Below are 12,348 nucleotides of genomic sequence, written 5' to 3' on the forward strand. Positions count from 1 at the left end.
GGGACGGCAGGGGCAGCAGGGACGACCGGCGGCGGTCCCGGCACCGGCACCGGCGGCGATCCTGGTACCGGCACCGGCGGGGCCGCTGCCGGCGGGGTCGGCCCGCGGACCGCCACGGCCGGTTCACGGACCGCCACGGACGGGGGCGGCCCGCGGACGGACGCGGGCGGCGTGGAAGCGGACGGAAACGTTATGGGCCCGTTCGGTTTCCGGCGGGACCGGCGCCACAAGATGATCGCCGGGGTCTGCGCGGGACTGGGACGCCGGTGCGACATGGACCCGGTGATCTTCCGGATCACCCTGGCCGTGCTCTCCGCGACCGGCGGTATCGGTCTCATCTTCTACGGCTTCGCCTGGCTCTTCGTCCCCCTCGACGACGAGGACGAGAACGAGGTGCGCAAGCTCCTCACCGGCCGGGTCAACGGCCATGCGCTGGCCGCCGTGCTGTTCTCGCTGGTCGGCTGCGGGGTGTTCCTGTCCATGCTGCGCAACGGCAGCGTGCTCACCTTCGCCGTCGTCCTCTCCCTCCTCCTGGCCGGGGCCGGGTACTGGTCGCAGCACCGGGGCTCGGCCGACCCGGACCCGCTGGCGGCCCAGGCCGCCGCCGACGCGCCGCCGGAGGCCAAGGCACCCCCGGCCCCTTCGTCGTACCCGTCCTGGTGGCGGGAGCCGATCGTCAAGGACGGCACCCATGTCGGCGGCACCGGGTATCTGTGGGGACCGCAGGACCCGCGGGACCGGGACGTCGCGGCGGCCGTCAACATCAGCCGGGGCCGCCCCGGGCGCGAGACGCGGACCCCGGCCCCGGACACACCCCGCGAGCGGGGCCCGCGCCCGATCGGCGGCTGGATCTTCCTGCTCGCCGTCGGGGCCGGTGCCCTCGGCACGCGCCTGACCTGGTACGACCACACGCTTCCCGGCAGCCTCCAGACCGGTCTGGCCTGTGCGCTGGGCGTCTTCGGCCTGGGCATCGCGGTCAGCGCGTTCCTCGGCCGGGCCGGGGTGGGCTCGATCCTGCTGGCCGTCATCACCGCGGGCCTCCTCGCCACCTCCACGACGCTCCCGGACAACGTCAGCGCCCACTGGTCGCACGCGACCTGGCAGCCCGCCGCCGTGACCGAGGTCCGGCCGAGGTACGACCTGGGCACCGGCGACGGCACGCTCGACCTGTCCCGAATACGGCTGGGCAAGGGCCAGAAGGTGACCGCACGGGCCGAGGTGGGTGTGGGCCGGCTGCGGGTGGTCGTCCCCCCGGACGTGACCCTGCGGGCGACGATCGACGTGGGCGTCGGCGACATCCAGCTGCCGGGCGACGGCTCACGGGACGTGGACGTGGCCCCGGGCCGGTCCCGGCAGATCACGCTGGATCCGGCGGAGGGCGTCAAGGGCACCGGGACGGTCGACCTCGATCTGCACGTGGGCATCGGACAGGCGGAGGTGAGCCGTGCTGCTTCATGAGTTCCGGCCCGGGAGGCTGGTGGCCGGTGTCAGCGTCGTCGGCGCCGCCGTCGTCTGCGCCGGGGACGCGGGCGGCCTGTGGAAGGCGCCGTGGTTCGTGGCGATCCCGGCCGTGGTGGGTGGCCTGTGCCTGGGGGGCGTGGTGGGGATGGTCGACCGGACCGTACGACGGCGGCGCAGATCGCGCGGGGCGGAGCGGCCCGTGACGGATCCGGCCTGATCCGAATGAAAGACCCTGAAGGTACGAACGAAAGACCCTAGCGGTAGCTGCCCAGGCCCAGGCCCAGACCCCTGCGTCGTCGTCCCGGCAGGACGGCGTCCAGGGAGAGGACGGGGGTGCCGGCGAGGACGAGAGGGAGCCAGGCCATGAGATAGGCGAGGTCGTTGCCGTAGTAGTAGGGGCTGGTGGCCCAGCTGACGGTGAGCCACAGGCTGAGGGAGATGAGGGCGCCGCCGAGCGCGGCCAGGCGGCCCAGCAGGCCGAGCAGGACGCCGAGGCCGACGGCGAGTTCACCGAAGGCGATGGCGTAGCCGAAGCCGGCCGGGCTCTTCAGGGCCAGGTCGACCAGGGCCGGGACCGCGGAGGAGTCGCGGACCGCGCGCAGGGTGTCGCCGAGCGAGCCGGGCCCGGCGGCCTTCATGAAGGCGCTGTCGGTGAGCTTGTCCAGACCGGCGTAGACGAAGGTGACGCCGAGGAAGACCCGCAGGGGAAGGAGGGCGTAGCGCGAGGCCGTCTCCCGCCAGGTGCCGCGACGGTCGAGATACGCGGTCCGCGTGTCCGTACGAAGGCCATGAGTCATCGTTGTCAGCCGCCTCTCACCTCACCGCAATGCCGTTCACCCCTCGACAGACCATACGTGTGCGAGAAAGGAGGTGTCCGACCAGGCCGGGCTGTTCTTCCGGCGTCCGTATGGATTCGCCCCCCGGTTGGCCCTGGCGCCTCACCCCATCGGTGCCCCGGCACCCCATCGGTGCCCCGGTCCGCGCCTTCCGGGCCCCGGTGTCTCAGTCAGTCACGTCGATCGCGTACCGGTTGGTCTCGACGCCCGCCGCGGTCACGAGCTGCACCTCGACCCGGCCCGGTTCCACGTCGGCCGGGACCGGCACGGTCAGCACCGTGTCCGTGGGGCTGCTGAAGCCTCCCGTGACGGGGACCAGGGGCACATGGACGTTGACCGCGCCGATGCGGACCACCATCCGCGACAGCCGGTCCGCTCCCTGTGCGCCCGGCGGGACGAAGCCGGCGCCGCGGATCTCGATGTCGTCGCCGGTGCGGATCGGTGCGTCCAGGTCGCCCGCCTCCCGGGCCCGGACCACCGAGAGGATGACCGGGCGCCCGCCCTCCGCGTACTTGCCCGCCAGATAGGTCGCGGCGGACACCAGCGTCACCACCGCGAGTCCCCACGGCAGGTCGGGCAGCTGGTCGGGCCGCCGGGCCAGCCGCACCGCGGCGAAGGCCAGGGCGACGGCGCTGATCACGACGTACTGGATGTCGGCGAAGGTCCCGCGTCCCGCGTCGTCGGTCAGCAGGTCGGCCGCCCGCGGCCGGTCGGCCCGCACCTTCTGGAGCCGCTGGCCGAGGACCCGCAGCCCGACCACTCGCCGCACCAGCACGGCGATCCCGCACACCACGGCGAGCACGGTGACCACACCGGCGCCCCGGGCCAGTTCGAGGCCGGAGATCAGGGCGTCGCGTTCGGCGTGGTCCGAGGCCGCCGCGAGGCGGGCCGCCAGCACCAGCACCGCGTACGCCACGAACAGCACCCAGACCGCGGCGACCGTACGAGAGGTGGAGAGCCTGTTGTCCTCACCGATGACCGGGGCCAGCGCGCCGCCGCGCGCCCGGTGGAACCACGAGGCGGCCGTCAGCAGCACGGCGACCGCCACCGCCGCGAGCAGGCCCGCCGTGCGGGCGGTGCTCCAGCCCGCGCCGACCGCGGTGAGCGCCTGCACCAGGAGCAGCAGGACGACCGCGGCCCAGACCGTGTACGCGGTCCAGCGCCAGAGCCGGCCGAGCCAGGCGCCGCCCTCGGCGCGACGGCGGGCGGCGACGAGTTCCGCGGACTGCGTCAGTTCCTCGGAGACCCACTGCCTGGACGCCGACGCCGAGTGGGCCACGGCCGCGGGCAGGCCCTGCCCGGCGGCGAACTCGTCGCGCTGGAGCAGGAACGCGGCCACCGCCTGCCGGTGTCCCGCGCGTGCCCCGTGCGGGCAGTCCCCGCACGTGCAGCCGCCCGCGTGGGGATGCGTGCCCGCCCCCGTGCCGTCTCTCGCTTCCTGCACCGCCACGCCGGACGCCCGCCTTCCCCGGAACCCGCAGCCGCGCTGCGGACAACACCCCTACGCCGACTGCGAATTGTGCCCTACGGCACGCGGTCCGTGTCCGTCCGGTCCGGTCCGGAAGGGTGAAGCGCGAGGCGTCGCATTGACGCTGCGGGGATCAGCTCAGCAGGTCGGGTTCGGCGCGGCTGACCTGTTGCCACAGGGGCTGATAGTTGATCCAGGCCACGAGGTCGCCGCCGAGCTGTTCGCGGGTCGACACCGCCGCCCGGTGGTCGATGAGGACCGGGCGGCCCGCCGCGCGGGCGGTCAGCTGCACCTGGGCGGAGCGTTCCATGGAGAGGAACCACCAGGCGGCGGCGTCCACCGAGTCGCCGACCGTCAGCAGACCGTGGTTGCGCAGCACCAGCGCCTTGCGGGAGCCGAGGGTGTCCGCGATCCGGCGGCCCTCCTCCGCGTCGACGACGACACCGGTGTAGGTGTCGTAGAGGGCGTGGTCCTCGTAGAAGGCGCAGCTCTCCTGGGTGAGCGGGTCGAGGAGTTCGCCGAGGGCGGCCAGGGCGCGGCCGTGCACGGAGTGGCAGTGGGCGACGGCGACCACGTCCGGCCGGGCCGCGTGCACCTGGGCGTGCACGGTGAAGGCGGCCTGGTTGACGTGGTGGCCGCCCTCGATGACCTGGCCGTCCTGGTTGGCGAGCACGAGGTCGCTCACGGTGACGTGCGCGAAGGGCATGCCGAAGGGATTGACCCAGAAGCAGTCGCTGAACTCGGGGTCGCGGGCGGTGATGTGGCCCGAGACGCCGTCCTCGAAGCCGTACCGGCCGAAGATCCGCAGTGCGCCCGCGAGCCGTTCCTTGCGGTGCCGGCGTTCGTCCTCGGCCGACTCGTGCATCGGCGGCATGGCGAAGCGCAGCCTGTCGGTGGGCAGGGGCGGGGGCGGAGTGGGGCCGCGGCCGTGCATGGGTCCTCCGGCGGGTGATCGGTGTACGGGCGGAAAGTACCCGGGGGCGGCCGGGAATGGCAGCGCTCGTTCGTGAAGATGCCGCGCACCCGGCCGCCCCTGTCCCATACCCGACAGGAGATGTCCGGTTTCCGCGCCACACTCACCGGCATGGCGACGAACTGGGCGGCTTTCGCCGCGACGGAACCCGACCTTGCCGCACTGGCCGAGGGGCGCTTCGGCGCCTTCCGGCACCACGTGCTCGTCACGCTGCGCGCGGACGGTACGCCCCGGACCAGCGGCCTGGAGGTGCGGTTCCTGCACGGAGAGCTGTGGCTCGGCATGATGCCGGACTCGCTGAAGGCACGCGATCTGCTGCGGGACCCGCGGTTCGCGCTCCAGGCGAATCCGGGTCCCGGCACCGCGATGGGCGGCGGCGATGTGCGGATCGGCGGGCGGGCGTTCGAGGTGACGGATCCGGAGACGAAGGGGGCGTATGTGAAAGAGGTGGAACCGCCGCAGCCGTTCCACCTCTTCCGCACCGAGCTGACGGAGGTCGTGCGGACCTCCGTCGAGGACGACCGGTATCTGGTCGTCCAGGTCTTCCGGCCCGGAGAGCCGGTGCGGACCCTCCGGCGGACCTGACCCCCACAGGGGGGCACTTACAGAGCGGGGGTCACTCCCACTCGATGGTGCCCGGCGGCTTGCTCGTCACGTCGAGGACGACGCGGTTGACGTCGCGGACCTCGTTGGTGATCCGGGTGGAGATCCGGCCCAGCACCTCGTACGGCAGCCGCGACCAGTCGGCGGTCATGGCGTCCTCGCTGGAGACCGGGCGCAGCACGATCGGGTGACCGTAGGTGCGGCCGTCGCCCTGGACGCCGACGCTGCGGACGTCCGCGAGCAGGACCACCGGGCACTGCCAGATGTCGCGGTCGAGACCGGCCGCGGTCAGCTCCTCGCGGGCGATGGCGTCGGCCTCGCGCAGCAGGTCCAGGCGCTCCTTGGTGACCTCGCCGACGATGCGGATGCCGAGGCCGGGGCCGGGGAAGGGCTGGCGCTGGACGATCTCCTCCGGCAGGCCGAGCTCCTGGCCGACCATGCGGACCTCGTCCTTGAACAGCTTGCGCAGCGGCTCGATCAGCCGGAACTCCAGGTCCTCGGGCAGGCCGCCGACATTGTGGTGCGACTTGATGTTGGCGGTGCCGGTGCCGCCGCCGGACTCGACGACGTCCGGGTAGAGGGTGCCCTGCACCAGGAACTCGACCGCCGGGCCCTCGTCCGCGATGATCTCGGCCTGGGCCTGCTCGAAGACCCGGATGAACTCGCGGCCGATGATCTTCCGCTTCTCCTCGGGGTCCGAGACGCCCTTGAGCGCGGTGAGGAAGCGCTCCTCGGCGTCGACGACCTTCAGCTGGACGCCGGTGGCGGCCACGAAGTCCTTCTCGACCTGCTCGGTCTCGCCCTTGCGCATCAGGCCGTGGTCGACGTAGACGCAGGTCAGCTGGGAGCCGATGGCCTTCTGGACGAGGGCGGCGGCGACCGCGGAGTCCACGCCGCCGGACAGGCCGCAGATGGCGCGCTTGTCGCCGACCTGCTCGCGGATGGCGGCGACCTGCTCCTCGATCACGTTGCCCGTGGTCCAGGAGGGGGTGAGGCCGGCGCCGCGGTACAGGAAGTGCTCCAGCACCTGCTGGCCGTGCGTGGAGTGCATGACCTCGGGGTGGTACTGGACGCCGTAGAGCTTCTTGTCGTCGTTCTCGAAGGCGGCGACCGGGACGACGTCCGTGGAGGCCGTGACGGTGAAGCCCTCGGGGGCGGCGGAGCAGGCGTCGCCGTGCGACATCCACACGGCCTGCTCGGCCGGGGTGCCCTCGAAGAGGGTGGAGGACGGCTTGGACACGGCGAGCCCGGTGCGGCCGTACTCGCGCGCGCCGGAGTTGTCGACGGTGCCGCCGAGGAGCTGCGCCATCAGCTGGAAGCCGTAGCACATGCCGAAGACGGGGACGCCGGACTCGAAGAGCGCGCGGTCCAGGCGGGGGGCGCCCTCCTCGTAGACCGAGGAGGGGCCGCCGGAGAGGATGATCGCCGCCGGGTTCTTGGCGAGCATCTCCGCCACCGGCATGGTGCTCGGCACGATCTCGCTGTAGACCCGGGCCTCACGGACGCGACGGGCGATGAGCTGGGCGTACTGCGCACCGAAGTCGACGACCAGGACGGTGTCGGGGGCGGCGGCAGCGGGAGTCGCTGATGACACGGGGTGCCTTCCGGCGGTGGGACGGGCGGGTCGGTGTACCTGCGATTCTACCGAGGTGCCGACGGGACCCGCCCCGCGCGCACGAACGCCCCGGCGGGCGGCCCGTCCGCACGCTGCCCGGACGGGACGTCTCAGCATGCGAACCGGCTTGGACGCCGTCCGGCGCCACGGCATACTGGCGCCATGCTCACGCACTCCGCGACCTTCGTCTTTACCTATGGCATCCGGCCCGCCGGCTGCCATGGTCGTGTTGCTTGAGCCACTGACGAGCGACTTCCCAGGCGCCCCGGGCCGACAAGGCCCGGGGCGTCTGGCGTTCCACCCGGTCCTTGCCGCTCCGGGGCACCGCCACCACAGCGAGGAGCCCCGCGATGACCACCACCGCAGCGACCCCCACCGCAGCGACCCCCACCCCGGCGACCACCGCCGCGACCACGACCCCGACCCCGGCCCCGACCGCTACCGATGCGACCGGTGCCCGCTCCGCCGAGGCCGCGGGCGTCATCACCGACGCGCGCGAACGCATCGACGCGCTCGACGACCGGATCCTGGGCCTGGTCCAGGAACGGATGGCGGTGTCGGCCGTCGTCCAGAAGGCCCGGATCGGCTCGGGCGGGCGGCGCGTCCACCTCTCCCGCGAGATGGAGATCCTCGGCCGCTACCGCGACGCCCTCGGCAGGCCGGGCACCAGCCTGGCGATGACCCTGCTGGAGCTGTGCCGCGGCACGGTCTGACCCGGACGCCGACAGCAGGGCCGGCGGGGCCATCGCGGCCGTCGTGGCGGCCAGGACCAGGGCGCGGCGGAGCTTCATGAAGACCTCGGGAACTCCGGCGTACCGCGGATCACGCGGTACGGAGGTTGCGGGATCTCCGCAGGGTCCGCGTCCCCCATGATCTCCGCGGCACCCGCGCCGCACATGAGCGCGGTCGGTCCCGGGCGTCCCCGGAACCGACCGTCACCCGGGTGACCGGGCTGCTGTCCCCTGCCGTCCGGTCACGTCCCCGGAGCGGGGTCCCACGACGCACGGCACGATCCGTACGTCACACCGCCCCGGAGAGCCACGCGTGGTTTCCTTCGTGGCCGTCCCTGGCTGGCACGGCCATCCCGACCAACGACGCGGGGCCCTTCGCGGTCACGCACCCGCACCGTACGGGTGAGAGCCGCGGACGGACCGGGTGCCGGTCGGCTCCTCGGCGGACGCCGTGGGCCCCCGTCCCCGTGGGCCCCCGTCCCCGTGCGCCGACGACGACCTGGACGCCGACTCGCGGCTGACGATCGCCGTCTCCGGACTGCCCGGCGAGATCGTCGCGGGCAGCGGCTGGCACCCCTTCGCGCTCATCGCGTCCAACCACAGCGACCGGCCCCCGGGCCAGGTGCAGTGGCTCGCCCTCGTCGACGACGAATCGATGAGCGAGAACGAGGATGAGCGAGAACGAGAAGGACTGGCTGAGCACCTACGCGCTGCTGGAGTACCTGTTCCTCAAGCCCGGCAGCCCCGACGGCGACCCCGGTGACGCCGAGCCCGGGAGCGGTGAGCAGCCCTCCGGCGGCCAGCGCCCGCAGGGCGGCGCCGAGGAGGGGCCGCGGGTCCTTCTCGTTGCCCGCTCCAGGAGGGGCGCCGCGGGTCCTTCTCATTCCCCGCCGCTTCTTCCGGAGCGTGCTACTTCTTCTTCGGCGGCACCGCGGGTATGCCCAGGAACGGCAGCCGCAGCGCGCCGAACGCACCGGCCGGGACCGCCGGTTCGCGCGGCTCCACCGGCTTCAGCCGCTCGTAGGCCGCGCCCTGCGCCGGACGCGGGTCGGCCTCGCCCTTGTTCGGCCAGTACGACATCGCGCGTTCGGCCTGGGCGGTGATGGTCAGCGACGGGTTGACGCCCAGGTTCGCGGAGACCGCTGCGCCGTCCACGACCGAGATGCCGGGGTGGCCGTACAGCCGGTGGTACGGGTCGATGACACCGGTCTCGGGCGAGTCGCCGATGGGGCAGCCGCCGAGGAAGTGCGCGGTGAGCGGGGTGCCCATCAGCTCGCCCACGTTGGAACCGGCGAAGCCGTTGATCTCGGCGGCGAGCGCGGAGGCGCCCTCGGTGGCGGCCTTGATCTGCTTGGGGTTGGGTGCGCCGTGGCCCTGGCGGGCGGTGAGCAGGCCCTTGCCGACGCCGTCCGGTTTCAGGTACGTCGTCAGGGAGTTGTCCAGGGACTGCATGACCAGGCCGATGATGGAACGTTCCGACCAGCGGCGGTTGGACAGCGAGCGCAGGACGAGCAGCGGATGGCGGGCGGCGTTCGCCAGCCAGGCCGCGACCCGCGAACCGCCGTCCGCGAACGGCACCTGGAGGATGGACAGGCCGCCCATCGAGTTGGAGCCCTTGCCGTAGCGGACCGGCTCGATGTGGGTGTTCTCGTCGGGGTGGAAGGACGAGGTGATGGCGACGCCGCGGGTGAAGTCGGGCCGCGCCTGGCCGGTCACCGCGCGGTAGCGCCGGTTGTCGGTCTGCGCGCCCACCAGCGCCTCGGAGTTGGTGCGGGTCAGCTCGCCGAGCCGCTCGGAGAGGTACGGGAGCTGACGGCCCGCCTTCATGCGGTGCAGCAGGGTCTGGGTGCCGTAGGTGCCGGCGGCCAGGACCACCCGGCGGGCGGTGAGAACGCGGCCCGCGCCCTTCCTCCGGTCGTCGGTCGGGAGCGTGGCGACCGCGTAGCCGCCCCGTGAGTCGTCGGTGACGGAGACGACCGTCGTCATCGGGTGGACCACCGCGCCCGCCTTCTCGGCGAGGTGCAGGTAGTTCTCGTTGAGCGTGTTCTTCGCGCCGTGCCGGCAGCCCGTCATGCACTCGCCGCACTCGACGCAGGCCCTGCGGTCCGGCCCGGCCCCGCCGAAGTAGGGGTCGGCGACCTGCTGACCCGGCCGCGCCTTGGCGGTGCCGTCGGCGTCCTCGCCGTCGCCGAAGAACACCCCGACCGGCGCCATGTGGAAGGTGTCGCCGACGCCCATGCGCTGCGCCGCCGCCTTCAGATGCACGTCGGAGGGGGTCATCGTCGGGTTCAGCCGGACGCCCAGCATGCGCCGGGCCTGGTCGTAGTAGGGCGCCAGCTCCTCCTGCCAGTCGGTGATGTCCCGCCACTGCGGGTCCTCGAAGAAGGGCTTCGGCGGTACGTAGAGGGTGTTGGCGTAGTTGAGGGAGCCGCCGCCGACCCCGGCGCCGGCCAGCACCATGACGTTGCCCAGCAGATGGATGCGCTGGATGCCGTACAGGCCGAGCTTCGGGGCCCACAGGTAGTTCTTCAGGTCCCAGGAGTTCTTCGGCAGGCTCTTGCGGGTGAAGCGGCGGCCCGCCTCCAGGACGCCGACGCGGTAGCCCTTCTCGGTCAGGCGGAGCGCGGAGACGGACCCGCCGAACCCGGAACCCACGACGATGACGTCGTAGTCGTACGCCGCTTCGTCGTACGCCGCTTCGTCCTGCTCGGGGACGGAGTTCTCCTGCGACACGTGCTCTCCTCGTCGAGAACGGATGGGTCGGGGACGGCAGGGCCTCGGCCTGGCAGCTCCGGCGGGCCCAGCGGAGCCGAAGGGCCCAGCGGAGCCGGAGGGGCTAGCGGAGCCGGAGGGCCTTCATCGCCTTCAGGCTGCGGGTCATGAACGCGGCGTACCCCTCGTCGTCCATGCCGAGCGACGGGGCCATGGGCAGCAGCCGCTGGTGGGCGACGGTCTGCGCCTCGGTGTACTTGAGGATGCCCTCGGAGCCGTGCCGGCGGCCGAGACCGGAGTCCTTCATGCCGCCCATCGGTGACTGGGCGCTGCCGTAGGCGGGCGCGTACCCCTCGTTGATGTTGACGGTGCCGGTGCGCAGCCGGGCGGCGATCTCCCGGCCGCGGCGGGCGTCCCTGGTCCACACCGACGAGTTCAGGCCGTACGGCGTGGAGTTGGCGTGCCCGACGGCCTCGTCCTCGTCGGAGAAGCGGTGGACGGAGACGACCGGTCCGAAGGTCTCCTCGGTGCACACCGCCATGGGGGCCTCGACTCCGGCGAGGACGGTCGGCTCGAAGAAGTACGGGCCGAGGTCCGGGCGGGCGACGCCGCCGGCCAGCACCGTGGCGCCCTTGGCGACGGCCTCCTCCACGTGCCGGGTGACGGTCTCCAACTGGCGCTCGCCCACCAGCGAGCCCATGTCGGCGCCGTACGCCAGGGAGGTGCCGAGCCGCATCGCCTTCGTGCGGGCGACGAAGCGGTCCAGAAACGCGTCCGCGACCGCCTCGTGGACGTACAGCCGCTCGATGGAGATGCACAGCTGCCCGGCGGAGGAGAAGCAGGCGCGGACCGCGCCGGCCGCCGCCTTCTCGACGTCGGCGTCCTGGAGGACCAGCATGGCGTTCTTGCCGCCGAGTTCGAGGGAGACGCCGACCAGGCGGGCCGCGGCGCCCTGGGCGACCTCGCGGCCGGTGCGGGTGGAGCCGGTGAAGGAGACGTAGTCGGCGTGCCGGACGACGGCCGGGCCGACCACCGGGCCCTCGCCGATGACGACCTGGAACACCTCGGCAGGCAGTCCGGCCTCGATGAGCAGGTCGCGGGCCCACAGTGCGGTCAGACAGGTCTCGGTGTCCGGCTTCATCACCACCGCGTTGCCCGCGGCGAAGGCGGGCAGCGCGTCGCCGACGGACAGCTCCAGCGGGTAGTTCCAGGGGGCGATCTGACCGACGACACCGCGCGGGTGGCGCAGTTCGGTGACCTTGGTCAGCACCGGGATGGCGCCGGTGTGCCGCTTGGGCCGCAGATACGCGGCGGCCCGGCGGCCGTAGTGCCGGGCGGCGACGGCGACCGCCTGCACCTCCTCGTGCGCGTGCAGCCGGGCCTTGCCGGTCTCCAGCTGGATCAGGTCCAGCACCTCGGCCTGCCGGGCGAGCACCAGGTCGTGGAAGCGGAGCAGGACGTCGGCGCGCCGCCGCACGGGGGTGCGCGCCCAGACGTCCTGCGCGGCGCGGGCCCGCTCGAAGGCGAGGGCGACGTCCTCGGGGGTGGACTCGGGCAGGTCGGCGAGCTTCTCGCCGGTGAACGGAGTGTGGTTGGCGGTCCGGCCCGATCCGGTGACGCCCTTGGTGAGCCGGGCGACCAGCTCGGGGGTCACCACGTCCGCGGCGGTACGGGCGCCCGCGGGGGCGGGGGCCGAAGGATTCGTGCCGGTCTGTGCCGGGGCCTGCGCGTCCGTCATGAACGGCAGGGTATGACGTGGCCGCGGGTTTGTGTACCCGTCGGTAACGGGGTTTCACCGACCGCACACATGCCGCCAGCGATCACTGGCAACAAACCCGCTGATCAGGGCTCTTTTCCCGCCCGCGGCGCACGCCCGACGCACGCCCGGCTCCCGCCCCGCACATCCCGCTCGCGCCCCGCACATCCCGCTCGCGTCTCGCACATCCCCC

Annotated in this window: 11 protein-coding genes; 5 read left to right on the plus strand and 6 right to left on the minus strand. The window is 73.0% G+C overall.

Annotated features, from left to right (window positions below; all coding sequences use genetic code 11):
* Positions 1 to 192: 192 nt before the first annotated feature.
* Entirely contained in the window at positions 193 to 1,458 is a 1,266-nt protein-coding gene (locus R4Z62_RS12815) for a PspC domain-containing protein (RefSeq protein WP_491519867.1), read from the plus strand.
* Complete coding sequence (locus R4Z62_RS12820; protein WP_064534738.1) at positions 1,445 to 1,678, plus strand: hypothetical protein; 234 nt, start codon at positions 1,445 to 1,447, stop codon at positions 1,676 to 1,678. The genes R4Z62_RS12815 and R4Z62_RS12820 overlap by 14 nt, the downstream gene beginning before the upstream one ends.
* 37 nt (positions 1,679 to 1,715) lie before the next feature.
* Here R4Z62_RS12820 and R4Z62_RS12825 read toward each other — a convergent pair whose 3' ends face one another.
* From R4Z62_RS12825 to R4Z62_RS12835, 3 genes are all read right to left on the minus strand, one after another.
* Entirely contained in the window at positions 1,716 to 2,258 is a 543-nt protein-coding gene (locus R4Z62_RS12825; protein ID WP_064534737.1) for a DoxX family membrane protein, read from the minus strand.
* 205 nt (positions 2,259 to 2,463) lie between these two features.
* Positions 2,464 to 3,747, minus strand: coding sequence for a hypothetical protein (locus R4Z62_RS12830; protein WP_355476205.1), 1,284 nt, complete (start codon positions 3,745 to 3,747; stop codon positions 2,464 to 2,466).
* A gap of 151 nt (positions 3,748 to 3,898) precedes the next feature.
* A complete protein-coding gene (locus R4Z62_RS12835) occupies positions 3,899 to 4,699 on the minus strand; it encodes a class II aldolase/adducin family protein (protein WP_064534735.1) in 801 nt (266 codons plus the stop codon).
* A 150-nt stretch (positions 4,700 to 4,849) separates the two neighbouring features.
* On the opposite strand from R4Z62_RS12835, the gene R4Z62_RS12840 reads away from it, so the two are divergent.
* Positions 4,850 to 5,323 carry a pyridoxamine 5'-phosphate oxidase family protein gene (locus R4Z62_RS12840; protein ID WP_064537583.1) on the plus strand — a complete coding sequence of 158 codons (474 nt, stop codon included), beginning with the start codon at positions 4,850 to 4,852 and terminating at the stop codon, positions 5,321 to 5,323.
* 31 nt (positions 5,324 to 5,354) lie between these two features.
* On the opposite strand, the gene guaA is transcribed toward R4Z62_RS12840, so the two are convergent.
* Positions 5,355 to 6,935 carry a glutamine-hydrolyzing GMP synthase gene (gene guaA, locus R4Z62_RS12845; RefSeq protein ID WP_064534734.1) on the minus strand — a complete coding sequence of 527 codons (1,581 nt, stop codon included), beginning with the start codon at positions 6,933 to 6,935 and terminating at the stop codon, positions 5,355 to 5,357.
* Between the two features lie 371 nt (positions 6,936 to 7,306).
* Between guaA and R4Z62_RS12850 the strand changes: the two genes are divergently transcribed.
* The gene (locus R4Z62_RS12850; protein WP_491519868.1) at positions 7,307 to 7,669 is read left to right on the plus strand and encodes a chorismate mutase; all 363 of its coding nucleotides are present in this window, start codon (positions 7,307 to 7,309) and stop codon (positions 7,667 to 7,669) included.
* A 442-nt stretch (positions 7,670 to 8,111) separates the two neighbouring features.
* Positions 8,112 to 8,450, plus strand: coding sequence for a hypothetical protein (locus tag R4Z62_RS12855; RefSeq protein ID WP_491519869.1), 339 nt, complete (start codon positions 8,112 to 8,114; stop codon positions 8,448 to 8,450).
* Between the two features lie 146 nt (positions 8,451 to 8,596).
* Here the strand turns inward: R4Z62_RS12855 and R4Z62_RS12860 are convergent, their stop codons facing one another.
* Both R4Z62_RS12860 and R4Z62_RS12865 read right to left on the minus strand, forming a co-directional pair.
* Positions 8,597 to 10,420, minus strand: a complete 1,824-nt coding sequence (locus R4Z62_RS12860; protein ID WP_491519870.1) for a GMC oxidoreductase — start codon at positions 10,418 to 10,420, stop codon at positions 8,597 to 8,599.
* Positions 10,421 to 10,523: 103 nt separating this feature from the next.
* A complete protein-coding gene (locus R4Z62_RS12865) occupies positions 10,524 to 12,137 on the minus strand; it encodes a succinic semialdehyde dehydrogenase (protein WP_491519871.1) in 1,614 nt (537 codons plus the stop codon).
* Positions 12,138 to 12,348: the final 211 nt, after the last annotated feature.

The organism is Streptomyces sp. PL-25, from assembly GCF_058344915.1.